This is a genomic window from Paracoccus aminovorans, assembly GCF_001546115.1.
GTDB lineage: Bacteria > Pseudomonadota > Alphaproteobacteria > Rhodobacterales > Rhodobacteraceae > Paracoccus > Paracoccus aminovorans_B.
Genome location: NZ_KQ955208.1, coordinates 119,138 through 143,376, shown reverse-complemented (window position 1 = coordinate 143,376; position 24,239 = coordinate 119,138). Strand labels below are relative to the sequence as shown.

Below are 24,239 nucleotides of genomic sequence, written 5' to 3'. Positions count from 1 at the left end.
ATGAGCGACTGGCAACCGATTGAGACGTGCCCTGACTATGGCGAGCCGTTCATCGCGACATATCGGAATGAGGATTGGCGATGGGTGCCGGAGATCTGCGTCGTGTCGGATCGGATACGCACCACTGCCGGCGATGAGTTCCCGGCCACCCACTGGACGCCGCTTCCGAAGCCGCCCCAGCCCCCGGAGGACGCGCGATGAGTGACGTGATGCTGCTGGGCGTCTTGAGGATGCCCTACGATATGGCGATGCACGATGAATTGTCGCGCCTCCAATTCCACAGTCGCGGCGCGGAAGCGGCTGACCGTATCGAAGCGGACGAAGCCGAACTCTCCCGCCTCCGCGCCGAGGTGGAGCGGTTGACTTCCGAGCGGGACACCGCCAAGAAATACATGGCGGCATATGCAGAATGTGACCGGATAGGAACAGAAGCATATCGAAACCTTGCAGATCAGCATGACGGATTGCGCGCCGAGATGGAGAGGCTGACCGGAGCGTTGGAGGGCGCGCTTGCAGACAGCGCGCGGCTGACCCTCGCCCTAGCCGACGAGCGCCGGCACGCGGACGCGCTGGCGGAGGCGTTGACCAAAGCAGGTGAAGCGTTGATTAGCGTCTGCCCGGGAGAAGTTGGTGGGGCTCTGCAGCAGCACCGCGCCCGGCGTCAGGGGTGAGCGATCAAGCCCCGTATCGCCCCCACGACGTTCGCGTGTCCTTCGGCTGTCGGTCAAGATACGGCTGGTCACAACCGCAGACGCGGCATTTGGCGCGGCGGCAGAATTCCAGCTCGGTAATATCTGCGGGCAGATCCTGAGGGTAGAAGGTGATCGGCCGGTCCTTGCAACGCCAGCACGTCACGATGACATGCGTGGTGCCGGGGTCAAAGAGTAGGCGGTGGCGGACCATGGCGATTCCCTCTGCGCGCATGAGAACGCATCGGGAACACAGAGTCTAGCGGCAGACGGTCTCGAACCCGATCACAACGTCGGTCGCGGCCTCGCCCACCGCGTCCGGCGTGTCGGCATGGGCTTCCAGAGCCGCCCGCAGCCGCGCCACATCGGCACGCTGGCCGAGGCAAATCCCGGGGTCAGTCGCGCTTGGACCGGCGCAGGCGCTCACGCCAATCGCCGCCAGCATCGCGAGAGCGATCTTTCGCATCCTGTATCCTTTCGACTGTCTTGATGGTGTCCGCGTCCTGCCGCGCCTTGGCGTCCGCCCTGCCCTGGCCTCTGCCTTTGAGCCAAGCGCCGACGACCCCGGCCAGCGCTACCAGCGCCCCGATCAGCCACGCGGTCATTCGTGCCTCATGACAGCTGTGGGATAGCGCACCGACAAGATAGACACTGCCATACCGAGCGGATGGCGCGTCCCGTCAGTGCCGGCCCATCCGGTGCCGACCGCACCGTCATCGCTCACGGTGCAATAGGCGATGGCTTGCAGGTCGCCTGACTTGGCGCGGTCAAGCAGGTCCTCGATCACGGCGATGATTTCACCGTCCGGCTCGGGCACAGTCTGCACTACCTGCAACTTGACAACATCGCTCATCGCTTACCCCCTTGGTCCACCAGCCGGCCGATCACGCCCAGCACCAGCAGCGCGCCCGTCGCATAGCTGACGATGTGAGGCGGCACCGATGCGCGCATGTCGTCGGGCAGCTGCGCCCAAGTCAGCTGCACGGTCGCGGCGATTGCCATGGCCTGCGTGGAGTAGTAGCGCCAGACGCGGCGCCAGTCGGAAACCAGCTTCATTTCCTTCCCCCAAAGATGGATTGCAGCAGCGCCAGCAGCGCGGCAAAGACGCCCTGCCCCGGCGCTGAAGTCGGTTGAGAGCCGGGTTTGCCCGGTGCAGCGGTCGCGCTGAAGCGAACAGGCGGCAGTCCCTTGAGCCGCTGATGCAGCGCCGCCATGGTGCGCGGCCCGGCAACCCCATCTGCGTTCAACCCGGCATCGACCTGGAAGCGGCGGATCTCGGTCGCGCCATAGCCGGCCAGCACCAGTGCCGCGCGGACGTATCGGGCCTGCCGATCAGCCAGCCCATTCGTGCCGCCGTTGATGCGCCTCGTGATGGTGGTCAGATCGTTGGCATCAGCGTAGCTGTTCAGGCTGGCGCGGGTCGGGTTGCCGCTGGACCAATACCAGATCGGCCCGAGGCCCTCCCAGGGGTCGGTGTTGACCGCATCGGGCGTCACCTCGAAATCCGGCGCCTTCGGGTCCAGCTTGCGCGCCCAGGCCGTGAAGGATCGATAATTCGCCCGCCCGGTGATCTGGACCGGCCCCCGTCCCCGGAAGCGCGATCCGTCGCCCGGCTGGGTGTTGCCCAGATCGGCGCGGCCCTCATATCGCTTCTGCGCCGCAGTCGGCCCCCAGATTTCCCGGTCATAGCGCCAGCCGCCGCTTTCGTGCGCCAGTTGCCCGAGGTAGTGCGCGAGCCGGTGCGGCTTTTCCAGGCCGGCCCCGACGCCGGCCTTCGCCAGCCCAGCGACTGTCGAGCGCATGTTGTCGTTTACCCCGGCGCCTGCGATGGCGGACAGGTGGTCAGCAGTTAGCTGCATGTCGTCCTCACGTGAAAAAGCCCGCCTCAGGGGTGGTGCTGGCGACGGGTGAGAATCGGTGTTTCGCCCAACGATTGCTGGGCGAAATGGTGGTGCTCGCAGGTGATGGAAATCAGCGGTGCGGGGCGGATGCGTCCAGTTTGTGGGCGGTCAGCGGATCGCGTTCCCGACCGCCCATGTCGCCCAGATGATCCGGCAATGGTCAGGCTCGAACACCCGGTCCATGGCGCGCAGGAAGGCCCGCCGCGCCGCGCAGTCGCGGGTCTCGTAGGCAATGGCGCAGACCGGCTTGTAGCGCCCCGTCAGCAGCAGCCCGAGGCAGGATGATGCGGTCCAGTGCATGGCTTACCTCGGCGGGATGGTCCGGTCCCGCCAGTGCTGGACCTCGTTCGTGATCTGCAACCGGTTCTCGATCCGGTCCAGCTGCCGCGCGATCTGTCGATGGTCGTCGTCGTGGTTGTCGAGGCTCTCGCGCACGTCCTCGATCAGCTTGCGCAGGTCCGCGATGGCCTCCTTGACCTCATGAGGCGCGGGCGCCCGGTCGGCAGGCGGCTTGCCATCGCCCTTCTTGGTGCCCCACCATGTGCCGAGCGCGATCAGAAACGCGGCGATACCGGCGCCGATGGCCTGCACCGTCTCATTCGTGGGCGGCATTGCGGATCCTCCAGACCTTGACCTCTTTCCCGCAGTCCACAGCGGCAGACACCATGCAGACCCCGCAGAAGCCAATGCCTAGAAATCCGTATGTGAAAACGCCTGTGCCCCACGGGTTTGACGGGTAAATGCCCGCCGTGATGGCTAGGAAAACCTGGCTGTTGAGCGACACGGCCGCGAGCCGAGCGAAGGGTGTCCACGCGGATCGACCGTTGATATGGAGGGCCACGGCATGACAGGCGCCGACGATGGCATAGAGCGCGCCCCAGCTAGTCTCTCCCATGATGCCCAAGGCTCGCGAGAAGCTCGCCACGCTCATGCTGGTCGCCGGGATCAGCAGCCAGAGGCCGAAGCCGAGCGTGTATATGGCCAGCATCCATTCCAGCTTGCGCTTGCCGAAGTGCGTGAACCACCGGACGAAGCCGGCGGCGAGGGTTCGCAGCATCATGCGACCTCCTGTTTGGTTAGGGTCGAGCAAAGCGGCAGGACGGGATGAACCGCTTGAGCTTCCAACCCGGCAGCATGAGGCTGTCCTCGGGATCGCTCTCCATGATGTCGCAGCGATGGGCGCCGTAATTGCCAAGGCTGCCGTCAGCGAACGATGACACGTCCTGCGACTGCATTGCGATCTGCACCTGCGTCATGGGGCCGTCGCAGGTGACAACAACCGCATTCCCGTCCAGCGTGACGCTGGTGATATTGGCGCCTGTCGCTTCCACACCGTGGTTGGTCAACCCGCCATAGGCCGCGTATTTGTCGACAGCCTCGAACGCCAGCGAGCGGCCAGGACGGACGCTGAAGGGGATGCGCACCGTGTTGCCCGACCAGATCGGGGCCAGCGGCAGCAGGTTGATGTTCTGCCCCGCCTCGCGATGTGCCCAGACTAGGGCCGCAATCTCGCAATGCAGGATCTGATAATCCAGCGTCGGGTGCACCACGTTGTCGGCCAAAAAATTCGGATAGAGCGGCCCGGCGAAGGCAGCGCTGTAATCCTCGACCAGTTGCAGCTGCGCTAGCGTCGAACCCGAATTCGTCGTCGTGCCGTTGGTATAGGCCCCGGTCTGCCAGACCACGACCGGCGGTCGGACGCCCGTTGCGGCTTCTATGTCGTCCAGCGCCGCGTCGTAGCTGACATGCGCCTGCGCCCTATACCATTCGGGCGTCTGGCTCACGTCGGCCTCGCCCTGGATGCAGGCATAGAGCAAGGGCACCGCAGTCGGCTCAACGCTCATCATCTCGGCAAGCCAACGCGCGTGGTTGTCGCGGATCTTGGTGCCGAACGGATCGGGCAACGGGTCGTGATCGAATTGCACGATTGATTGCCCGCCGATCCCGTTGAAGCCTACGATCATGCGATGCAGCGGCAGGCCGAGCTGACGGCGCCACAGATCGAGCGCCGAAGCGAAGGTCAGGCAGGCCGGGATATTTCCAACCGGCACGGCGAAGCTGAGCCCCGTGGCGTGATCGGCCGCATAGCCCTGCGAGAGGGGGCCGTGCAGCGGCATGGTCAAGGCAGCATCGCTCCGCATCAGGCCCCGGTGCATGCGGGAGGCAGGGCGGTTGCGATAGCCCTCCTGCGTCCGCTCGGCTGCGGTGCCGTTGTGACCGAGGCCGAGCGATTGGCCGTCGATGATGACCATATGCTTTTTATCGGGATAGGGGATAGGGCGCTGTCCCGAGGCCAAGGACCATCTGGTGAGCAAGCTCATGCTGCCTCCGCGATAATGGCTAGGCTGTGGCATTTGCCGATGCAGGCCTTGAACAATTCGATACGGGTGATGGACGCAGGCGCCGCCGCAAGGCTTGCGACCTCCATGACCTCGCCATCGCCGCCGATCAGCCGTGACAGACCGTTGACCAGATCGACCTCGACACCGACCGTGGTCCTGACATTCAGCGGGGCGACCCAGAAATCGTTGCTGATATTGTCAGGCACGATGCCGCGATAGAAGGACGTGCCATAGGCCATCCTGATCCTCGTCGGCGTGGCGCCAGCCGGATTGACAGCAATAAGGTCGGCAAAAGTCGCCAGACCTGCGCTCGTCAGCGTCACGTCGCACAGCACCGTGATCTTTCCGAACGGCCCCCGGGTCATGTCGGCCCGCAGGATATTGCCGTTCATCCTGATCCCGTCCGCCTCCATGGCGTTGATGGCGCCGCCCGTGAAGGCGATGTTCGAGAACGACTGCGCCCAAGATCCGCGCGCGGTCAGGGCCGAAATATTCCCGAGCGGCGCGTCTGTGTGGTCGATGTAAACCTGTGCGATTTTCGGCGTCGGGATGGCCCAGACAAGCTGGCCGCCGTGGAACATGGCCCCCATCTGCGATCCGCCTCGATAGATGCGCTGCGCCGCGCCCGCACGCAACACGCCGCCCATCAAAGCCCCTCCGTGCTGATTACGATGGCCGTTGGATTGGCGGCCGAGTAAGCCTGCGCCTCCGCGTCGGTCGTGAATTCCACAACCTCTACCGAAGGCCCTTCCGGCCCCGGCGGCCCAGGCTCTCCTAGCTCCTTCCTCCATCTCCGCCCGTCGTGGGTGACAAGGTCAACGCCGGTTGGGTCCAAGACATATTCTGCTGTTTCTCCGTCCTCCCAGATCTCAATGCTGGTGGCCGCACTGGCCGGGATTGCCGTCTGCGCCGCTTCCAGGCTGTCAAAAACCTGGATGGACTTAATGCCGCGATAAGTGCTCATTCTTCGACCTCGACTTCCGGTTGTGCGAATTGCCAGCCGTCGAACGACCAGCCGATGCCTACGGTGTTCTCGCGCCCGATCAGCGCCTCGTCTTCGGCCAGCGCGTAATCCTCGCCCACGACGACCACCTGCGAGACGATGCCATTTTCGATTTTCGCGATGTAATAGCTCATGCCGCCACCACACTGACCTGATCGGCCCGGACGACGAGGAACAGGAAGCCGTCGCCGCCCTTGCCCACGTCGGCGTTGATCGCGCCGCGCGATCCAGACCCGAGAGTTGCGCCGGGCGAAGCGTCTGTGTTGGCCGCAAGCATCCCCGCTCCACCGATGCACACCGTTGCAGGCGCTGCGATCCAGTCCAGCAGAACCCCAGCGCCAGCCGCACCGGCAACACCAGACGCCCCCGCTCCACCTGCGCCACCGGCGCCGCCGCCGGCGCCCGCTGCCCGCAGCGGCTCGTCGGGACTGCCGAAGCCCAAGCCGCCTGCGCTTCCCTGCCCAGATGTGCCGGCCCCAGCGGCCCCGGTGCCGTTGGTGTTCTGGCCTCGCCCGCCGCCACCCGATCCGCCGTCAGCGCCGTTTGTCACGCCGGCGCCAGCTGTGGCCCCGCCACCGCCGCCAATGGCGGTTTCCGTGCCGCCCCCGGGCAGAGACAGAACCGAGTTGCTGCCGTTATTTCGGGAACTTCCGGAAGTGATCGCGGCCCCGCCCGCCCCGATGGTGACTGCGTAAGACCCGGATGCCAGCGCCGCGCCCAGCGTGCGAAGCAGCCCCCCAGCCCCGCCCCCGCCGGGGACATAGGTCGTGGATTGGCCGCGCCCGCCCGTGCCGCCGCCGGCCCCAAGCGCCCGGTTGTGCCAGTCAATGCCGGCGGAAAGCGTGAAGCTGCCAGACGCGGTGAATGCAATCTCGACATAATCGACACCGCTGCGGCTGAATGGCGTGATCGTGCCGTTGGTGACGGTCAGGGTCGGCTTGGATGGCGACGATCCATTGCCCATGCCCAGCGGCGGCCACCCCGTCCAGATCGGGCCGGGGGCGTTAATCAATCGCATGGTCAGGCCCTGATGATGGTGGCGCCGACGTTGCCAGCCAAGCGATACCGCCACACGTCGCCAGAGGCGAAGGCGATGGCATCGCCGTCTTGCAGGCGGATGCCATTATCCCCGCTCGGCGCACTGTGCCGGGTCACGAGGATAGCGCCGCCCTGGCACTGCAGGATGCCCGCCTCGGTCGCGGCCGGAAGCGCCGTCCAGGTCGCGGAAGTCACGGGGATAGGTGCGTAATCAGCCATTGTTCTGCTCCTGCTGGATGGTGCCGTAGTCGCCGCGCATGAGGCCGTCCCAGATGGCCTGCATCTCAGGCTCTCCGCTGGCGTCGATGGCGGTGTAGGGGATCAGTCCGTGTTCCGGGTGCTGCCAGTCCACGTCGATGCTGCCCGCGCCAGACCAGCGCGGGTTGGAAATGTCGAACTGCATCACGAAATCCTTCTGAACAGGGTGACGCCGGTGTTCGGGGCATAGCCAAGGCATCGCCACGTCCCGGTCAGCGATGCGGTGATATCGGTTCCGGCGGCCGAGCTTGGCTCAAGATTGCTGCCGGCGACGGTTGCCCCGAAGCCGGTCGTTGACCCGCTCTTGTTCTTGGCAAAGCAAAGCTCTCCGACTGACCCAGCCGTCATGCCGGAATGCACCACGCGGTTGCCGCCTGTGCCGGTGTTCGATGCGCCGATATACATTTCTGCGCGGCTGGTCGTCACCTTGTCCTGATGCACGCCGAGGCCCAAGGCTCCACCCTGCGACCGAACCGAGAAGATCATGCCCGTGGTCGGGTTCGTTACCGACCGGACACAGATACCGCCGCCGTCGCCATCATCCGTGTGCCGCTCGACCGTCACCCCGTCACCGGACGGGCGGAAGATCGTGCCCATCGAGAAGATGATGCTGCGGCTGGTTGGGCTAGTGAATTCAACGTCTCCGCCGGCATTGATCCACTGGTTCACCGTATCGGTCGCGTTGTTCCGATAGGTGATAGCCACCCGACGCGCACCGTCGTTCGAGAACACGGCCTTCATGCTGGCCGCCTGGAACATGGCGTCGGCGTTGAAGGTCAGCACGGCGCTGATCGTCCTGGCGGCGTTCGTGCGCAGCACAGTCGCATCGACGGCAAGGGTGCGGTCTGCGCTGAGGTTTCCGCCGCCGGTCAGCCCGTCGCCAGTCGCAATGGAGCGAGACGCCTGCGCATAGCGCGCATCGCCCGCCTGACGGGTGACGATAGCGTCAGCCGTTGCCAGGGAGGTGCCCGCAGTCAAGCGCGCGATAGCCCCGCCCGCAGCGGTAAAGACCGGGCCAGTGCCGGTCACCCAAGACAGGCCGTTGTTCGCATTGTCGAATTGCAGCGAGGGAACCGTGTCGCTGCCAGCGGGGACGCGCAACGGGCTGGTCATGGCGTTATTGCCGTTCAGCAGCATGACCTGATCGTAGCGCACCGCATGACCGGCGCTGGAACCGGCGGCTAGGCCAATAACCTGGTTGCTGTTCATGTTCAGCGGCTGGAACGCCTGAACCGCTGTCGGACCCATCGTGAACACGATTGCGCCGCCCGCCGAGAATCCTACCGTATCCGCCAGACCCCGATACATGCCCGTGTCTGGATCGTTCGAGAACGTGAACGCGGGCGTCGCTGACGTGCCAGTCGGCCCCTTGATCGTCCCGGTGAACGCCTGCGTCCCGTTGACGATCTGGTTGATCCCCGTGACCATGCCGTCCATCTCCGCATCCATGCGGGTGGAGTCGATGGGGATGCTGTTGTCTCGGTCGGTGACCCAGCGATAGAGACGCTGAAACACGCCAGATGGATTGAACGGCACGGCGGCCTCCATGAAAAAGCCGCCCCGAAGGACGGCTGTGGTGTTCTCGTTTGTTCTGGATGGGCGAATCGTTCCGCTACCGCTTAGGGTTGCGGGAAATGGAGGGTGAACGATGGCACTTTATGCTGTGAGCTACGACCTGAGGCGCGAAGTGACCGCGCAAGACTACGACAGGCTTTACGAGGCCCTCCGCTCCTACTCTGGTTGGTGCTGGCCCCTCGAATCAATCTGGATCATTGACACAGACTTTCTGCCGTCAGCAATCATCAAGGGCTTGCTCAACATCGGTATCATTGACGACAACGACGGCATAATCATCCTTGAGCTGACCGGTCGAGGGAACTATCGCAGAGCTTCCAATAAGACCGGGGTTGTGGAGTGGCTGAACAACACTCTCACGAGGATATAGCGGGAACCTGTCAGGCCCCGGTTGGATCGGTTTACCCATGCTGCTTCCTTTCATGATTGAGGCGCTTCCCCACGCGGGGATCTGCGCTATATTGTGGGGATGATCTCTCCCATGACCATCCTCCTGACGTTCCTCGCGTTCCCCAACTTGGCCCCGGTCGGACTGGCGATTGCCACGCTGGGGGTGCTGTAGCATGAGCATGTCCCAGATCGTCACCGCCGTTCTATTCGCCAACGGCCTGACCTTTGCCTTCCTCTATTGCATGTGGCGGATCAGCCGAAACGAGAAGGACATGCGCGCCATCGTGGGGGCGCTTGTGCTGCTGGCTATTGCCCTTGCAGTAACTGTTGCAGGGCGTTCGCAGTCTGAGGCGCAGCGCCGAACAGAAGATGGTTCAGCGCCCGCTCAGATCCTTTCCCAGCGATAGCAAGCTGCTGCGCCACCTCGGGACGGTTCAGAGCGCCGCTGGCGATAGCCGCCCGCGCTCGTTCCGCTGCCCGCGCGACCAGCGCCTCTTGCAAGGCGCGCTGTCCCGTCGCTACCGCTGCGCCCGCCGCCGCGCCGGGGACGCCTCCTAGGCCCGCCCCGGTCGCTATGGTTCCCATCTGCGCCAGCCCCCCGCCGGCCAGGTTGACCAACTGAGACAGCGGGCCGCCATGCGTGACCTGCCGCATCGCTGCCCGCTCAGCCGCCGTGAACCGCGCCGCCAGCTTCTTGTTTTGCAGGATGTTCTTGAACTGGTTGCGCATCCCGCTGGCTGAACCGCTCAAGTAGTTCTCCGACCGCTCCATGGCATCGTCCACAAGCTGGGACTTCGACATGCGGCCCCAGACCTCGCGAGCCTTGGTGATGGCCGATTGCAGTGCTTGCGGATCGCCTGCGACCACATCGTCAGGCCCGAGTTTCTCAACAAAGTCGTCCAGCCCCTGAATGACCGACATGCCGGCCGCCTGATCCGTCTTGTTGGCGACATTGCCAGCCGCCGCGCCCGCCTGCCGCCGCATCTGATCGAGGCTCTTGAACGGCAAGGCCGCCGTGGGCGTCCCGGTCAGGGTGTTGTCGGCCTGCTCCATGATCTGCATCACGCGCCCGGTGTTGGGCGTCAGGCTGCCGGGGCCTGGGAGTTCATCGAAGCCCGTGCCGCTCCGCAGCCGATCCAGCAGGCTTTCTCGAAGGGCACTGAACGATTCCGGCTTGATCTGCACCCCGGCATCATCGACCTGCTTGTAAAGCGCATTGCCCATCGATCGCAGCTCTTCGGTCGTCGGGGCTCCTTTGGCTGCGTTGGCAATGGCCTTGCTCTGGGCACGATTGCGAAACAGGGAACCCAGAGCCGATCCTGCCAGAGGGATAGCGCCGCCGACCAGACCGCCGGTCACCGCTGATCCGATGGCATTGTCTGCCCGATCCGCCGCCCTGCCCTCGCCTTCACCGAAGCCGTAAAGGCCGCCCATCGCAGCGCCAGCCGCCGCGCCCCTGGCAACCTTCCCGCCAAGGGAAGCCGCCTGCCCCACCGCCCCCACGCCAGCAACGGCAGGGATCATCGCCCCGCCGATCTCGGCTCCCGTGGCAACATAGGGGTGATCCTCGCGGAACTGCTTTTCCTGTCCCCGGACAGCGGCAAGCTGATCGTCGTAGGTCGTGCCCCAATTGCCATAGGTGCCGGTGTTGGCATCGTAGCCGGTCATCGCGTTCAGCCGGGCGCTGATCTCGTCCCCGAAGCCGAAGAACAGGCCGTCACCGGCCGCCTGAGCGACGTTGTTGCCAAAGCCTTGACCGGCGGGCTGGGCCTGCTGCGGAGCGCCATAGACCTGCTGCATGGCCTTCTGCATCGTGGCGTCGTCGGTCCCTTCGGGGAACTCGTAAATGACGCCATCCGGGCCTTCGATCTCGATCATTCGAAACTCCCGGTCTGCGGGTTGTAGCGGCGGCGCGTGGGTTGGGCTTGCTGCTGTGGGGCTGGTGCCGCCGCGACGGGAGCGACGGCCTCAGGCGCCGCTTGCTGCGGGCCGCCGCCCTTTGCCTGCGCCCGCGCCAAAGCCTGCCGAACGATTTTCTCGTATTCGTCCAGCGCCTCCATGAAGCCTTCCTCGGTCATGGCCGTGTTCATGCGCGTGACCGCAGCGGTCGCCGCCATGCCTTCGTTGTTCGATAGCGCGCCCAAGCCCTTCATCTGCTGAATGGCGGTCAGGAACGCGCCGCTCTTGGCCTGTTCCACCTTCTGCGCGAAGTCATAGCCCGCCGTTCCGGGAATGCGATTGAAGATGGACGACTTGCCGGTAGCCCCGCCGCGCGCAGGGTCATTCCGGATGTTGTCGATCAGATCCAGCGCGTTCTGGGCGGCCTGGTAGTCACCAGGGGCCGACACGGTTGCCTCGGCATTCGCTTTGCCAGTCGCCGCCGCCTCGGCCGCCAGACCTGCGCCGCGCGTGGCCATGAACTGACGATATTCCGGGCTCCCCTCCTCGAAACCAGCCGCAAGCGCCTGCATGTGGAGCGCTTGGAAGGCCGCCGGGCCTTCCCCGCCGTTGACCCTACCGCCGCCGAGCATGAATTCCTGATACTCCGGGGTCCCCGGAACCAGTCCGGCCGCTTCCGCCCGCCATTTCAGCGACTGCACGTCGGCAGGATTGCCAGATGCCCCCGTCCGCAGCGCCTCGTTCTGCAACTGGATCTGCTGCAACTGCGCCTGCCGATACGGGTCCTGCGCCGCCATCTGCTGCTCGTAAAGCGCGTTCTGCTGGCCAAGCCGCTGCTGGAACATGGCCTGCAACACGGAGCGCCGACCCTCGTCCAGAAACGGGTTGCCCATCAGCGCGGCCATCTGCGCCATGTCGGCGTCCATGCCTGGCATCTGCGGTTGCTGAGCTGCCTGTTGGCTCGGGCCTGCGTGAATGCGGGCGTAATCGGCCAAGCTGGTGCCGTTGCTGTCCTGCGGGTTCGACCGACCGCCGCTTTCAAGAAACTTTGCCGCGCCGCCGATCCCGCCCAAATGCGCCATGGCCCGGATGCTGTCTTGCGTAATCTGCTGCCCGCCGACGTTCTGGCCGATATAACGATCCAGCCCCCGCGCCGCCGCCTGCTGGTCAATGTCGGCGAAGTGCCACCTCTCGACCGCTTGCTGCTGCTCAGGCGACATGCGGGAGAATTGCGCCCCCGTGGTTCCTTCTGGAACAAGACCGGCACGGGCCGCGTCTGCCAATCGAGCGGCGCCGAATTGCAGCCGCCCCCCATAGCCTTCCTTGTTCAGCGCGTTCCAGTTCCCGCCGCTTTCAGTGCGGATCAGCGAGGCCGGGAACTGCCCGCTCGCCTCAGCCGCGCCTTGGAAGGCCCCTGCAACCGCTTCTTGCGGGGCCGGCTGCGAAGCCCCCTCAACGAAAGGGGCGCCACCGCCGAACCGCTGCTGGAACAGCTGCCCCAGGGCACTGCCCCCGGCATACTGATCCCAAGCCGAATTGGCCTGCTCCATGCCCTGTTTTTGCGCCTCATTGGCCCGCTTGTTCAGGATGTTGGCCGCAAAGCCCTTTGCCAGCGCGTTCAGGCCGCCACCGGGGCCAGACACGTTGTCGATGCCCTGTTGCAGTTGCTGCGCCTGCTGACGCTGCCTGAGCATGTCCTGGTAGGTCATGCCGGTATTGCCGCCGAAAATGAACGATTGCATGTCAGACCCCCAGGGCAATGCCGTAATTGACGCGGCGCAGGCCATCGGCGCCCTTGACGACCGCCTCCGGCCGCTTCTTCTCGACTTCCTGCGCCATCAGGCCCATGTGGATAGGCCCACCCTCGCCTTCGTGCTTGTAGCGGTAGGCATAGACGTTCTGGCCATCGTCCGTCTTGCCGACCTTCTCGATATCGGTCTTGGCATCTCGATCAGACAGGGCGAACAGTGACCCGATCCCGCTGCCCAGGTTGTTGAACAGGCCCATGCGGTTCTGATACTGGCCCATGCGGTTCTGGAAATCCTGCTGGACGATCCCGGCATAATCGGTGTTCGCGATGTTGTTCTGTCCGGTGTTCACGAAATTCGGGTTCTGCACCTGCGACCCGTTCATCAGCCCGAGGATCTCGTTCAGCCCTTGGTTACGGTTGGCGTAGGTCTCTTGCAGATACTGGTTCCGCGCCGTGTTTTGCAGGTCGAATTGCTGCGACCGCGCGTCGTTGTTGAACCCGGCCTGGCTCAGGCTGTTCTGGAAATTCTGCTGGTTCGCCGAGTTGCGGAATTGCGCCTGCTGGGCGTTCTGCGTCCATTGCTGGTTCTGCGCCGCGTTCTGGAATTGCGCGCGCTGCGCCTCCAGCCCGGCCATTCGGGATTGCTCCTGCCCGCCCGCCAGAATGGCCGAGGTCCGCATGTCGTTGACGCCACGGTTGTAGTCGTCCATCGCCGACTGATACGCCGCCGAGCCGATGGCGATGCCCTGGTCTGCCAGCCGTTGCTCAAGGGCCTTCCGGTCGTTCTCCAACCCTCCTGCCGCCCGGTCCATGATCGCCTGCTCGACCTTGGCGCGGTCCTGCGAGAAATCCGTTCCATAGGTCCGGGTGATGTTGCCGGCGCCTGCGATGCTGGTCTGCATCGGCTTGGCCGCCCCTACCGTCTGCATGGTCGGCGTGGCCCCAGCAGCGGGGGCGTTCGACAGATCGACCGGCGAGGAAAGCATGCTGTTGAGCCGCCCCGATGCCGTCTGGGCCGTGTCGGCAAGGTTCTGCTGTGTCGCCATGGTCGCGTCTTGCAGCCGCTCCCCGGCCGGCGTCAGGCTCTGCGTCGCAGTGAACGTCGGGATATTGTAGGTCTGGTTCGTGCTGGGGTCGGTCCAGCTGTAATTCCCGGTAGCGTTATAGTTCAGCGAACCATACGGGGTCTCTTGGTTTACGTTGTTCAAGAACGCATTGGCTACCGCCGTGCTGACGTTCGTTCCGGTCTGGGCGGCGGCGGTGCGAACGGGATCGGGGGCGCTTGGCTGTCGTTTCCCCATGACTCACCTCATGAATTTGCTGGCCGCCCACTGGTCGCGGTGCAGCGTGTAGATCGCTTCGGCCTCACCGGGTCCGCGAAGCTCTGGGATGATGAATTCGCTCGCCCCGAAAGCGCGCCAGACGCGCCGGGCGGTAAGGTTGTGCTCCGAGATCCGGGCGACACAGAGGCGAACGCCAAGCTGGTCGAACGGGTATTGGAACAGTTCCCGCAGCCGGTCCTTGTTGCACCAGTCGCGCGTAGATGCGTAGCCGTGCAACTCGATCACGCCTTCCTGCGGGTGATAGTTGTTGAACGCGATGCTCGCCACGATGCCGTCAGGCCGCGCCCAGCCCATGAACTGCGCCGGGCCGATCTCGATGCCAAGGCCGCGCTCAAGGAACACCCTGAGCGCTTCCTGATGCGCGTGCATCGGGATCATGTGACGGCGCCGCCCGAGACAAAGCCCACGTCGATGCGCTGCAACTGGCAGCTCACCTTGGCCGACGAATTGCAGAGAAGCTGGACGGTCGGGGCGAAGGCGAAGCCCATGCCGGTAACCGAGCGCCAGCCGCTCACGATGCCGTAGCTCCCCGGATCAGACGCCCAAGGTGCCACGTCCCAGATTGCCACGTCCCAATCGCTCATTCCGGCATTCGGATCGCCTATCGATGCGACCGAGGGAGGCGCCCCCCATTGGTTGCCGTAATCGCGGGCAAGTCCCATGGAATAGTCGATCTTCCCGCGCACCTTCCAGACCGCCTGCATGACGCTCGCCGACTTCCAGGCAGAAGGCTCCGACAGGTGATCGAAAGCCAACCGGGCGCGGCAGAGATAGGGCATGTCGCGGTCAATGCCCCCCACCCATGCGCGGCAGATCCGGCCCGCATCGGTGCCGAAATAGAGCCGGTCGCCAAGCTGCTGAATGTCGGTCGCATCCCAGCCGGTGATCGTGCACCATGCCCCGCTCTCGGCATTGGCGGCATAGATCTCTGGCGCTAGCGTCGAGGCTCCCAAGGGCATGGCGAATACCATCCCGATGGTGGACCATTTCCCGACGCGCCAGCCGCCCGCCACGCGCTCGACCGTGGCGTTCCAATCGGGCTGGATCGGCGCCGTAACGGCCGAGGCCGCCAACTCCACCGGGTCTTTCTGCACCACCGCGGACAAGGGGATGATGCCTCGCCGCGTCCCGAAAAGCACGTCGCCGCCGATATAGACCATCGACTTGCGGCCGAGCGGAATGCCCACGTCATAGACGCCGACCAAGGACCAGTTGTTCACGTCACCCGGGTTGGCGCCGGTGAATATCGCCACCTCACCCGCGTCCGTCACGAAGAAACACCGATCATCAAGACCCGCGCCGCTATCGCTGGACCAGGTGCCGCCCATCATCAGCGATCCGCCGCGCCTGAACACGCCAGCCAGGGGCAACTCCGTCGCTGCGCCGCCCACCGCATTGGTCGCCAGATACCAAGCCGAGGTGCTGTTGTTCTGGATGAAGAACACCCGGTTGCGGTGCCCCCAGACGAAATTGAGCGTGTTCGTGTTGACCCCGGTGATCGCCCCGGTTCCGGTGCCGGTAATCGTCAGCCACACGGAGCCGTCGAAGCGCCGCAGGTTGTCAGCGCCGTTCACGCACAGCAGAAAGTTGCCGCCGCTGTTCTGCACCTCGTAGGTGGACCAGTTGCCATTTGTCAGGCCGGTAACGGACGGATCGAGCGAGGCCCCGCCCGAGGTAGAAGCGTTGAACGGATAAATCCCCGTGGCGCTTGCGGCAAAGTAGGTCGCGCTTGCCTTGTGCTCAAAGAGCGTGACGACAGGATCGGTCCCGGCCCGCGCGACATAGGCATATCCGCCCCGAGGCTCGATGCCCTGCGGCGTCGGCCAGAAGTTTTCGAGCACCAGTGCGGATTTTCCCGTCGCCAAGGTGGTATTGGACACAACCCCAGCCGTGGGCGCGTTGAACGTCTTGACCGCCATCGGCGCGGGCTTGGCGCTTTCGGTGCTGCCTCTCGGCGGGCGGATACGGCTCGGCAGCATCACAGCCCCCTGTCGGCCTTCTGGGCCGCTGCGACCTCGGCCTCGTGCTGGGCCATCTGGTCATCGAACGGCAGGCCCTTCTTGCGCAGCCAGCGGTAAAAGGCCCCTGACACCATCGGCACCATCGGGATATAGATCTCGTCGCCGTCCGACGTCACAGCCTCGCCAGCGTCGGTCCAGTGCGAGGACCAATAGGACAGGGTTGCAGCCATGACGGGCGCAATCTCCACGGCACCGCCAGCGATGCGATAATAGGGATGCTCCGGCGGGTTCGCAGCCAGGAACGCCCATTGCCCCGGATCGGTGACGCGCCGCGCCTGGGTTCCGGTCGCCGTCACCACGATTGCAGGCTTGCCGAAATCGGCAGGCAATACCCCGACCGGTGCCGACGCCAGCATTTCGCGCCACTCGCCGCGCAGAGCCAGATCCTTGCCCGTCTCGTTAATCAGGTCCACGATTTCCTGAACCTGCTCCCCGCCGTTGGCGATGGATGGGCTGATGTAATCCAGACCGGCCTTGGTCAGCACGGATTGCAGCACGTCTTGAGCCGTCGTCATCGCGCCACCCCGGAAATATCGATCTTCTGCGCGCCATAGCGGGCAATCCGATCCTCGCGAACGAAAGCCTTCACCCGCTCGGCCAGCATCGATCCCACCGCAGCGGCGCGCTCGTCCATCGCCGCGCCATAGGCTTGCAGGAGGACGGCAAGGACGTAGATTTCCGGCTCAATGTCCAGAAGCCAGTTGGTGCCGTTGTCCACGACGCTGGGCAGCTTGGCGTAATAGGTCAGGATGAAAACCTGGCTCGGCCGAACCGTGATACCATTGCCGGAAACCGGCCATGACGACTTGCCGTCGCTGCGAAACGCCAAGAAATCGGCAGGCAGCGCAGCCTTGCCGTAGGCATCCGCCGTCAGGGTCGCCTCGGCCTCCATCGGCCCAACGCGCAGCACCTTTTCAAGGTCGCGCTCGGCCTGACGGGTCAGATACTCCGCTCGCGCTGGGATTTCGGGCAGGCCGCAACGCAGAGCGACTTCCGTGACAAGCTCCGCGTAATTCATGGCCTAAAGCCTCCCGTCCTTGGTTCGCCATGCGTCGTTGTCGGTCAGCCAGCGCGCAATGAACCTGTCGTCTTTCTGGCCGATGGCGTCGTGCATCCCGCTCGCGCGATAGACGTTCATCGGGATGCTGCCGATCTTGTGCCAATCCCCGCGCCATTTCGTGCCGGCGTGGGCGCGCTCCTCGGCGTTGGAGCGGATCACATCGTCAACGGGCTGATCGATGCGGTAGACGGTTTTTTCACCGTCGAAATACGACCAGACGGACCGCCCGGTATACGGGTCGTGCTCCACCAGCTCGAACCCGTCGCTATCGCGGATGGTCATTTGCCGAACTTGTCCGCACGCTGGGCCTTGCCTTCGGACAGCAGGTCCATGGCAACGCTCATCGGCACGTCGATGACCTCGCCGGCCGGGGTCCGCACGTCCTCTTCGGCCCAGTAATCCACCAGCAGCCGCACGGGCGTGGTCGCTTCTTTCGGTTCAGCCATTGCTCATCCTCTCTATGATGAAGCGGGCCAGTCTCCCGGCCCGCCCATGGTCATTTCAGCGCGTTCAGCTTGGCCTCGGCCATCGCCTTTTCGACCGGATCGACCGGAGGCGGGTTGACCCGCTCCGCCATCCCCTGCGCCAGCAGCTTGGCCGCCTCGTTGCGGATCATGTCCATCTGCTTGCCGCGCTCGTGGAACACGCCTTGGCCGTCGTGCCAGTCGAACAGCAGGCGAATGCGCGTCAGCTCGTCGTCGGCCAGATCCGAGGTTTCGCTCTCGGCCCCGAGCGGCGCAACGATGCTGACCTTGGCCGCGTCGGCGTGCGCTTCCTTCGCCGGCCGCAGCCAATGGTCCTCTTTGTTGCCGGTCTCGGCCTCGACGCGCTTTTCAGCGGCCGTCTTGACGCGCAGATGCCCGATATCCGCGACGACTTCCTCGTTCTTGGGTGCGGCGGCCGCCGGCTTGTCCGGGGTCGTCACAGCGTCCACGGCCTTGGCCGCGTCTTTGTCATTCGATGCCATATCGGCCTCCCATGCGATGAGAGGGCGCATGATCGCGCCCCCGATTATCAGGTGCTCGGCGTGGTCCCGAACAGATCGGCAATGACGCCAAGGCCGGCCTCGTTGGTCACCTTGAGGCAGCCCTCACCGATGATGACGCGCTTCTGCGCATCGCCGGTCTTTGCCAGGTCCTTGTCTTCGGCGATCTTCCGCAGCCACAGCCATTCCAGCTTGTCGCGGTCGATCAGGAAGGCGTTGCGCGCCGTCGCCACCGAAGCCGCCATGACACGATCCATGGTGATGGCGACCTTGCCATAGGGGCCTTCGTAGATATCCGCCGTCGCGACGATGGTATTCTTGCTGCCGCTGGACGCGGCATAGCGGAACGGGGCCACGTTGGCGTCCGACATGAAGGTCACGAAAACCGACTTGACGTAGGGCGCCACGACAAGGTCCGTCACGTCGGCGCCGGCCGAGTAGGCGGCTTGGAGGGCGTTGTCCAGCAGCGTCTTGGTAAACGCGCGCTGGGTGCCATTGGTCGCCGGGGTGACAAGCCCGGTGCCGACTTGGAAGCCGCCGTTCGCACCAGTGGCGCCACGGCTGGCGTTGGTGGTGATCCACGCCGGCAGGCCGGCCGAGACGCGGGTCGCGCCGCCCACCGAACCCACGTTCGAGACGATGGAGAATTCCACGTCCTTGCGGATCGCCTTGCCCACCTTGACCTTCTGGTGCTTGACTTTCAGCGCCTGGCCCGCGTCGTCAACGGCTTCCTGGGTGTTGGAAAGCACGAAGCTGTCGCGGAAGATCTGCGTGTAGTTGCCCACACGCTTGGGCGCGACGATGGCGTTGAAGATGTATTCGTCACCCTCGACCTGCACGTTCGCACCAGGGGCGCGAAGCTCGTCAATCGACCATTCGGGGTGCGTGGATTTCGCCGTCCCCTTGCCGATCATGCTGTAGATGGGGGTATCTTCCGGGGTGATCATGTCCACGACGTCGGACAGTTCTTCCCGGTTCGTTTTCGATCCAGTGGACTGGAACGTATTCGCCACAATAGCCATAGCTATTTCCTCTGTGACTGGCGGTCAGTCAAAGTCGATTTTCAGAGCGTCTTTGATGGACCCGGTTTGCGACAAACGCCGCATGGCCTGCCTGTTCTTGTCCGGTGCCGTCGTGACTGGCGTCGGCTTCCCCTGCTTCGGCGCCTCGACGCGGCGCGAGGCCGCCTTGCGGTTCGCCTCTGCCCGCAGCCCGATAGCCGCGTAATACGCCATCTGCCTGACGCGGTGGTCATGCGTGGCGGCGATCATGTCATCCGGAAAGCCGAACTGCTTGGCTGCGGCTGCAACCTCGCCGTCGAACTTCGCCAGCGCGGCCGGGTCTTTCAACGCCGGGCGAGCCTTGATGAGCATGTCGTTTTCCGCCGAGCGGGCCTGTGCGGTCTGGGCTTCCGTCAGCGCGCCAACGGCCTGCGCCGTCTCGTCGCCGGCATCGAGCCAGCCTTTCAGCTCCGCCATAGCCTGCTGCCGCATCGCCTGCGCCTGCACGTATTGCGCAGGGTTGGTGTTGGCGAGATGGGCAGGCGGCTCCGGGGGGATCAGCCCTTGGACAAGCGCAGTAAGCTTCTGCTGCGCGGTTTCGATGAGTGCAGCGCGTTCGCGCAGCGTGGCATCGTATGCCGTGACACGCTCGCGTTCCTGCGCAACCTCCATGGTCTTGCGGGTGTAGTCGTCCTGCCGCAGATAGCCCTTCTCGATCTCGCCAAGCGAAATCTCCGTGCCATCGGACAGCGTGATCTTCACCTCATCGGCTGGCCCATCCTCGGCTTCCGGCTCTTCGCCTTCCGCTTCCGGCTGTTCCTCGCCCTCATCGTCGTCACCGAGCGCCTGCGCGGCTTCGCCAAGGGTGTCGTATTCACGATCCTCGTCAAAGTCGTCGCCAGCGGTATCGACCGCAACGTGTTCGTCGCCTTCCTCGGGGAAGTCGCTCATTTGCTCACCTCATTGGGGTGGTGGACCGGGCTTAAGCCTCGGTATCGCCCGCCAGCGTGACTGCGTGGCGCAGTTTCCGGCGGACAGATCGGATTGCGCGCACCTCGGCCATGAGGTTGCGGCGCGTTTCGTCGTCGTTGAGCGGCGCGGACACGGCGGCATCCATCGCCGCGCTCTCCACATCATCGAAAAGCTTGTTCAGGTCGGGGTGATCGACCAGATATTGAAGCTCACCGCGCGACATAGGGCAATTCCTGGCGCTGCGCCTCCTGGGCCTGCTGGCCGAGACGCGCCCATTCCAGCTGCATCGTGTCGCGGTGCTTGTAGAGGTCCAATTCGGCCTTCATCCGCGCCAGATCGGCGTCGCTGGCGATCTTGAGCTGTTCCAGAGCTTCCTGCCCCGCGATTTCGGCCTGCTTGACCTTGAGATCGGCCTGCAACTGCGCCTCCTCAACCCGGGTGCGAGCCTCGGCTTTCATCTGCTCGATCTGCATCTGGGCCTGGGCCTTCATCTGCTCGGGCGAGGGCTGATTGGCTTGCGCTTCCGCCTGCTTTTGCACCTCTGCTGGATCGGGCTGCGTGAAATACGGATCGGCAGAGGCAAAGCCGGCCGTCTCGCAGAGCTTCTTGAGCGTGTTGTAGAGCTGTTCCGGCTTCACCAGTGGGTTCATCGGACCCAAGGACGCCATGACGGTCTGCTGAATGCCCAGGATCTGCTGCAACATCGCCATATCGCGCTCGCGGGTGCCCGAGCCAAGGCCCACGTTGACCGTGCAGTCCATGTCAGCGTCCCAGGCGCGAGGATCGACCTGCACCCACTGGCCGCGCATCCTGATCGTCCGGGGCTGATCAGCATGGGCCACGACAAGCCGCAGCAGGCCCCGGAAAGCCTTGCGTAAACCACCGCGCGCCAGATTGCGGACCAGCATCTCAGACCGAGCCATGGCGCTGTCGCTGGCAATCATCGCCGCCGTCGCGCTGGTATTCTGCAACGCCTCGGGGGGCAGGCCGCCCGACTGGTCACTGATGCCGGTCCGGTCCAGAGCCTCGGCGTCGATCTGCTGCTTCATCGCCCAGGTCTTGTCGCCAAAGAACGGGATCGGCTGGAACTGGACCGCCTCTTGCGCCGAGCGCCCCTGAGACAGCAGCACGGGCTTGCCGCGCACCCGGTTGAACAGCGGGTCAAGGTCTTCGACCGCATCGGCCTGGATAAACGGCGTCGGGTCGTTCGCCTGATAGATGTTGTCGAGCGTCTGCCGCGTCAGCGTCGTGTTGATGTCCTGAATGTCGATCAGGTCTTCGGCAATCGAGTGCCCCTCGAACTGGTGAGCCTCATATTCCGCGATCACGTCAGCATAGGGGATCTCGGTCGCAAAGCTGTGTTCAAGGACGATGCGCCCCTCATCGTCGCCATGGTCGGACCCTTCGGCCACGACGAAGCGGTGCAGCTCGGCAATGCCGTCGCCGTCCGTGTCCATCTGGATGAATACGTCGAAGATGCGCACGGTCTGCATGGCCTTCGCCACATCGGCGTCGGTGTCGTCGTCGTCATCGTCTCCGCGCCGGGCTGTCGCATCAGGGTCGGCCGGTTCATTTTCGGTATTGATCGCCCAGACCAGGTCCTTGTCGTATCCGCGCGACACCAGTTCGGATCGGGTCAGGTTCTGGCGTTCCCCGACGATTGGGCTATCCTCGATCCCGGTGGCGCGCGGGTGGATCAGAAACGCCCCACGCGGGACGGCACGCAGCACAATCTTGACCTCGCGTTCGATGCGACGCAGGCGGAACGACACGCTGCCGTCCTCGGCCTGCTCAACGTCCTCCACGTCTCCAAGCTCGTCCAGCCCCATCAGAACGTCGGGCGATTGGCCGCTGAACTCCTGCACGACCACGCGGCGCGATTCATAGGCGCCCCAGTTCAGCACGCCGGTCTTGACCAGCAGCGCGTCGAAGACCGCATCATGGATGGCGCGCTCACCATTGCACGCCGGGATGACGTGGCCGTTGATGTAGTCCGTGGCCTGCTCGGCCTGCGCTTCCTTGCTCGGCTGGCCTGGCACGTCAGGCCCGGTCGGCTCGTATTGCGCGATCACGTCATTCGACAGGATCGTGCGCATCACCGAGGGCATGAGCTTCTGGATATGCTTGCGCACGTCCTTGCTGACGACGGTCGAAAAGCCCTTGTCTGCCTCCACCAGCGTCTTGTCGCCGTTGTAGTAGCGCAGGGCGGTTTCCCGGCTGCCTTCCTGCGATCCGGCGTATTCTTCCGCCTGCTCGATCAGCCGGAACACCTGCGCGATGGTCGTATTGTCAGCCATTCAAACCACCTTCCGAGGCCGATACGTCGGCACCTTGCGCGCGTCTCGATGCGCCGCATGGGCGACGGCGACCAAGCCCGCCGCATCCGCACTGTGTGACGACCAGTCATGCTCAGGCCCCAGCCCGATGCCGCGCTGATCGTCTCGCTTCTCGTGATACCAACCGAGGGCGTCCAGGCCCCCGCCGGTCGTTTCCTCGTTGAACCAGCAGCTGGGGAACAGCCGCCGCAGTGCCTCGATCCGCGCCGATGCCGCACCGCGCCCCTGGTTCGGGATCACCACCACGTTGAAGCCGGCTTGCCGCAGCGCGCTTTCGTAACTGACGGCAAAAACCTTTTCGTGGTTAGCCCCGTCATGCGGCAGGACGCAGGTTGTTACCTGATAGCCCCGCGACCGAAGCCACTGCACATGCGCCTCTAGCGGCTGGCCCACGGCCTCGTAATGATCCAGCCAGCGGACTTCCTTGCCGACGAACTGAACCAGCCAGATTGCCGTCGCGTCGGCTTTCGCGCCCGTGCCGCCAATATCCCAATAGGCCCGAACCTCAAGCAGCGGGTCACGAGCCACGCGACCGATGCGGTTCTCGCGGCGGGCTTCGGCCAGCGCCTTGGCGTAGTAGGCGCCCGAGACGATGGTTGCGTATCCACCTTCCCAGATATGCTGGTATTCATCAGGCGTCTGGCGCAGGCAGTCTTGCCGCTCCTGTTCCAGCACGTCCGGGAACCAAGGGTTGTCGGACCAGTTGGCGCGGACCACTGTCGCGCCCGATGGGACTTCCGGGCCGCGCAGCATCATGTCCACCGGATCGGCCTTGCGCCGAGGGTTCCACGAGAACATGAGGCGGGATGTTAGCCCGCGCTTCTTGTCTTCCCATCGGATCGTTGGGCGAAGAAGACCCATCGATAATGCAGACAGGCTTTGCGCCTCCTCGACCCAGGCGCGATGAAAGCCCTCAAGAGACTTGATGCTGTCCGCCGTGTGGTCCTGCATCCCCTGGAAGATCATCAGGCCGTCGCCCGGCGTCTGGATGACCTCGTTGAAGACCTTGAAGCCGTCGCGCTCGCCAAGGCCGAACTGGACCAGCTTGCCCTCGATCAGAGACTTTGCCGAATGCTTGAGCGACTTTTGCACTTCGCGGATGCAGACGGTCTTGAGCCCCTCGCCCATCTCACCCGGCGCCGCCAGGCTGTCCTCGACAATCTGCCCGGCGAAGAAGTGCGACTTCCCAGAACCTCGGCCGCCCCACACGCCGGCATAGCGCGAAGCCGTCAGCAGCGGAACGAACACCTCTGCGGTGTCAATCACCAGCTTTGACAATGCGACGCTCGATGACTGCGACCAGCGGCCTATCCGGATTGCCGGAAAGCTCGACCTCGGTCTTGGCGTTCGGGACCACCTTGTCAATCAGCGCGCGCGCCGCTTGCACCTGGCTGGCGTCCATGATCGGCTCATCAGAAAGAGCGTGTTGCGTCAATCTGTTGATAAGCTGACTGGTCTGAATTTTTTTGCGCACCTCGTCTGGGTGCCAGAGCTGCTTTCGCGCTGCCATAATGCTCAATCCCTTCGGAGAGCCTCGCCCGTGGGCGGTGATGTTTCCCGCTTCCCGCCTTCGCCCCACCTCATGACACCCGCAGGTGCCCGGCCCGGGGCGTTGACGCCCGAGGGCGCAGGTCGGTGATCTCAAGCTAGCGGTGTTGCCTGTCGGATTAGGGCCG

The 24,239-nt window shown here is 64.5% G+C and carries 34 protein-coding genes; 3 read left to right on the top strand and 31 right to left on the bottom strand.

The annotated features are described in order from the left end of the window. Together ASV56_RS00790 and ASV56_RS00785 are read left to right on the top strand one after the other, a co-directional pair. Nucleotides 1–201 carry a hypothetical protein gene (locus tag ASV56_RS00790; RefSeq protein WP_062560383.1) on the top strand — a complete coding sequence of 67 codons (201 nt, stop codon included), beginning with the start codon at nucleotides 1–3 and terminating at the stop codon, nucleotides 199–201. Next, nucleotides 198–671, top strand: coding sequence for a hypothetical protein (locus tag ASV56_RS00785; protein WP_062560382.1), 474 nt, complete (start codon nucleotides 198–200; stop codon nucleotides 669–671). Before ASV56_RS00790 ends, ASV56_RS00785 begins: the two co-directional genes overlap by 4 nt. A 277-nt stretch (nucleotides 672–948) precedes the next feature. On the opposite strand, the gene ASV56_RS23330 is transcribed toward ASV56_RS00785, so the two are convergent. The 15 genes from ASV56_RS23330 to ASV56_RS00720 form a co-directional block, all read right to left on the bottom strand. Next, nucleotides 949–1,155 (bottom strand): hypothetical protein, encoded by a 207-nt coding sequence (locus ASV56_RS23330; RefSeq protein ID WP_156429034.1) that lies wholly within the window; start codon nucleotides 1,153–1,155, stop codon nucleotides 949–951. Between the two features lie 135 nt (nucleotides 1,156–1,290). Then, nucleotides 1,291–1,542: a hypothetical protein gene (locus ASV56_RS00775; protein ID WP_062560380.1), complete on the bottom strand. Its 252-nt coding sequence runs from the start codon at nucleotides 1,540–1,542 to the stop codon at nucleotides 1,291–1,293. Then, nucleotides 1,539–1,745: a DUF7940 domain-containing protein gene (locus tag ASV56_RS00770; protein WP_062560379.1), complete on the bottom strand. Its 207-nt coding sequence runs from the start codon at nucleotides 1,743–1,745 to the stop codon at nucleotides 1,539–1,541. The genes ASV56_RS00775 and ASV56_RS00770 overlap by 4 nt, the downstream gene beginning before the upstream one ends. Continuing rightward, on the bottom strand, nucleotides 1,742–2,548 hold the full coding sequence (locus tag ASV56_RS00765; RefSeq protein WP_082724684.1) for a glycoside hydrolase family 19 protein: 807 nt from the start codon (nucleotides 2,546–2,548) through the stop codon (nucleotides 1,742–1,744). Before ASV56_RS00765 ends, ASV56_RS00770 begins: the two co-directional genes overlap by 4 nt. 150 nt (nucleotides 2,549–2,698) lie before the next feature. Continuing rightward, nucleotides 2,699–2,890: a hypothetical protein gene (locus tag ASV56_RS00760; RefSeq protein WP_062560377.1), complete on the bottom strand. Its 192-nt coding sequence runs from the start codon at nucleotides 2,888–2,890 to the stop codon at nucleotides 2,699–2,701. A gap of 3 nt (nucleotides 2,891–2,893) precedes the next feature. Further along, a complete protein-coding gene (locus ASV56_RS00755) occupies nucleotides 2,894–3,202 on the bottom strand; it encodes a prefoldin domain-containing protein (RefSeq protein ID WP_062560376.1) in 309 nt (102 codons plus the stop codon). Then, the gene (locus ASV56_RS00750) at nucleotides 3,186–3,650 is read right to left on the bottom strand and encodes a hypothetical protein (RefSeq protein ID WP_062560375.1); all 465 of its coding nucleotides are present in this window, start codon (nucleotides 3,648–3,650) and stop codon (nucleotides 3,186–3,188) included. The genes ASV56_RS00755 and ASV56_RS00750 overlap by 17 nt, the downstream gene beginning before the upstream one ends. Nucleotides 3,651–3,666: 16 nt before the next feature. Continuing rightward, nucleotides 3,667–4,842, bottom strand: coding sequence for a hypothetical protein (locus ASV56_RS00745; RefSeq protein WP_062560374.1), 1,176 nt, complete (start codon nucleotides 4,840–4,842; stop codon nucleotides 3,667–3,669). Between the two features lie 65 nt (nucleotides 4,843–4,907). Then, nucleotides 4,908–5,579 carry a hypothetical protein gene (locus ASV56_RS00740; RefSeq protein ID WP_062560373.1) on the bottom strand — a complete coding sequence of 224 codons (672 nt, stop codon included), beginning with the start codon at nucleotides 5,577–5,579 and terminating at the stop codon, nucleotides 4,908–4,910. Continuing rightward, entirely contained in the window at nucleotides 5,579–5,896 is a 318-nt protein-coding gene (locus tag ASV56_RS00735) for a hypothetical protein (protein WP_062560372.1), read from the bottom strand. Before ASV56_RS00735 ends, ASV56_RS00740 begins: the two co-directional genes overlap by 1 nt. After that, nucleotides 5,893–6,069 carry a hypothetical protein gene (locus tag ASV56_RS23325; RefSeq protein ID WP_156429033.1) on the bottom strand — a complete coding sequence of 59 codons (177 nt, stop codon included), beginning with the start codon at nucleotides 6,067–6,069 and terminating at the stop codon, nucleotides 5,893–5,895. The genes ASV56_RS00735 and ASV56_RS23325 overlap by 4 nt, the downstream gene beginning before the upstream one ends. Beyond that, on the bottom strand, nucleotides 6,066–6,953 hold the full coding sequence (locus ASV56_RS24770; protein WP_156429032.1) for a glycine-rich domain-containing protein: 888 nt from the start codon (nucleotides 6,951–6,953) through the stop codon (nucleotides 6,066–6,068). Before ASV56_RS24770 ends, ASV56_RS23325 begins: the two co-directional genes overlap by 4 nt. A gap of 2 nt (nucleotides 6,954–6,955) precedes the next feature. Then, nucleotides 6,956–7,192, bottom strand: a complete 237-nt coding sequence (locus ASV56_RS00730) for a hypothetical protein (RefSeq protein WP_062560371.1) — start codon at nucleotides 7,190–7,192, stop codon at nucleotides 6,956–6,958. Then, nucleotides 7,185–7,376 (bottom strand): hypothetical protein, encoded by a 192-nt coding sequence (locus ASV56_RS00725; protein ID WP_062560370.1) that lies wholly within the window; start codon nucleotides 7,374–7,376, stop codon nucleotides 7,185–7,187. Before ASV56_RS00725 ends, ASV56_RS00730 begins: the two co-directional genes overlap by 8 nt. Further along, the gene (locus ASV56_RS00720) at nucleotides 7,376–8,779 is read right to left on the bottom strand and encodes a hypothetical protein (RefSeq protein WP_062560369.1); all 1,404 of its coding nucleotides are present in this window, start codon (nucleotides 8,777–8,779) and stop codon (nucleotides 7,376–7,378) included. Before ASV56_RS00720 ends, ASV56_RS00725 begins: the two co-directional genes overlap by 1 nt. Nucleotides 8,780–8,879: 100 nt before the next feature. Between ASV56_RS00720 and ASV56_RS00715 the strand changes: the two genes are divergently transcribed. Beyond that, nucleotides 8,880–9,176, top strand: coding sequence for a hypothetical protein (locus ASV56_RS00715; RefSeq protein WP_062560368.1), 297 nt, complete (start codon nucleotides 8,880–8,882; stop codon nucleotides 9,174–9,176). A gap of 326 nt (nucleotides 9,177–9,502) precedes the next feature. Here ASV56_RS00715 and ASV56_RS00710 read toward each other — a convergent pair whose 3' ends face one another. The 16 genes from ASV56_RS00710 to ASV56_RS23315 are packed head-to-tail and all read right to left on the bottom strand — an operon-like array spanning nucleotide 9,503 to nucleotide 24,073. Beyond that, nucleotides 9,503–11,074, bottom strand: a complete 1,572-nt coding sequence (locus ASV56_RS00710) for a hypothetical protein (RefSeq protein ID WP_062560367.1) — start codon at nucleotides 11,072–11,074, stop codon at nucleotides 9,503–9,505. Continuing rightward, nucleotides 11,071–12,837 carry a hypothetical protein gene (locus ASV56_RS00705; protein WP_156429031.1) on the bottom strand — a complete coding sequence of 589 codons (1,767 nt, stop codon included), beginning with the start codon at nucleotides 12,835–12,837 and terminating at the stop codon, nucleotides 11,071–11,073. Before ASV56_RS00705 ends, ASV56_RS00710 begins: the two co-directional genes overlap by 4 nt. Nucleotide 12,838: 1 nt before the next feature. Beyond that, nucleotides 12,839–14,146, bottom strand: coding sequence for a tail fiber domain-containing protein (locus tag ASV56_RS00700; RefSeq protein WP_082724683.1), 1,308 nt, complete (start codon nucleotides 14,144–14,146; stop codon nucleotides 12,839–12,841). A gap of 3 nt (nucleotides 14,147–14,149) precedes the next feature. Beyond that, nucleotides 14,150–14,566, bottom strand: a complete 417-nt coding sequence (locus tag ASV56_RS00695; RefSeq protein WP_156429030.1) for a GNAT family protein — start codon at nucleotides 14,564–14,566, stop codon at nucleotides 14,150–14,152. After that, nucleotides 14,563–16,167, bottom strand: coding sequence for a hypothetical protein (locus tag ASV56_RS00690; protein WP_062560363.1), 1,605 nt, complete (start codon nucleotides 16,165–16,167; stop codon nucleotides 14,563–14,565). The genes ASV56_RS00695 and ASV56_RS00690 overlap by 4 nt, the downstream gene beginning before the upstream one ends. Further along, on the bottom strand, nucleotides 16,167–16,724 hold the full coding sequence (locus ASV56_RS00685; protein WP_062560362.1) for a hypothetical protein: 558 nt from the start codon (nucleotides 16,722–16,724) through the stop codon (nucleotides 16,167–16,169). Before ASV56_RS00685 ends, ASV56_RS00690 begins: the two co-directional genes overlap by 1 nt. Then, complete coding sequence (locus ASV56_RS00680; RefSeq protein WP_062560361.1) at nucleotides 16,721–17,227, bottom strand: phage adaptor protein; 507 nt, start codon at nucleotides 17,225–17,227, stop codon at nucleotides 16,721–16,723. Before ASV56_RS00680 ends, ASV56_RS00685 begins: the two co-directional genes overlap by 4 nt. A 3-nt stretch (nucleotides 17,228–17,230) precedes the next feature. Then, nucleotides 17,231–17,551 (bottom strand): hypothetical protein, encoded by a 321-nt coding sequence (locus ASV56_RS00675; RefSeq protein WP_062560360.1) that lies wholly within the window; start codon nucleotides 17,549–17,551, stop codon nucleotides 17,231–17,233. Then, a complete protein-coding gene (locus ASV56_RS23905; RefSeq protein ID WP_172823718.1) occupies nucleotides 17,548–17,715 on the bottom strand; it encodes a hypothetical protein in 168 nt (55 codons plus the stop codon). The genes ASV56_RS00675 and ASV56_RS23905 overlap by 4 nt, the downstream gene beginning before the upstream one ends. Before the next feature lie 50 nt (nucleotides 17,716–17,765). Continuing rightward, nucleotides 17,766–18,236: a hypothetical protein gene (locus ASV56_RS00670; protein WP_062560359.1), complete on the bottom strand. Its 471-nt coding sequence runs from the start codon at nucleotides 18,234–18,236 to the stop codon at nucleotides 17,766–17,768. Nucleotides 18,237–18,283: 47 nt separating this feature from the next. Beyond that, entirely contained in the window at nucleotides 18,284–19,276 is a 993-nt protein-coding gene (locus ASV56_RS00665; protein ID WP_062560358.1) for a DUF5309 domain-containing protein, read from the bottom strand. Between the two features lie 24 nt (nucleotides 19,277–19,300). Continuing rightward, nucleotides 19,301–20,206, bottom strand: a complete 906-nt coding sequence (locus ASV56_RS00660; RefSeq protein WP_062560357.1) for a hypothetical protein — start codon at nucleotides 20,204–20,206, stop codon at nucleotides 19,301–19,303. A 31-nt stretch (nucleotides 20,207–20,237) separates the two neighbouring features. After that, nucleotides 20,238–20,450, bottom strand: a complete 213-nt coding sequence (locus tag ASV56_RS00655) for a hypothetical protein (RefSeq protein ID WP_062560356.1) — start codon at nucleotides 20,448–20,450, stop codon at nucleotides 20,238–20,240. Continuing rightward, nucleotides 20,437–22,497: a portal protein gene (locus tag ASV56_RS00650; RefSeq protein WP_156429029.1), complete on the bottom strand. Its 2,061-nt coding sequence runs from the start codon at nucleotides 22,495–22,497 to the stop codon at nucleotides 20,437–20,439. Before ASV56_RS00650 ends, ASV56_RS00655 begins: the two co-directional genes overlap by 14 nt. A 27-nt stretch (nucleotides 22,498–22,524) precedes the next feature. Beyond that, nucleotides 22,525–23,841, bottom strand: a complete 1,317-nt coding sequence (locus tag ASV56_RS00645) for a PBSX family phage terminase large subunit (protein WP_082724682.1) — start codon at nucleotides 23,839–23,841, stop codon at nucleotides 22,525–22,527. Next, entirely contained in the window at nucleotides 23,822–24,073 is a 252-nt protein-coding gene (locus ASV56_RS23315; RefSeq protein WP_156429028.1) for a hypothetical protein, read from the bottom strand. The genes ASV56_RS00645 and ASV56_RS23315 overlap by 20 nt, the downstream gene beginning before the upstream one ends. Nucleotides 24,074–24,239: the final 166 nt, after the last annotated feature.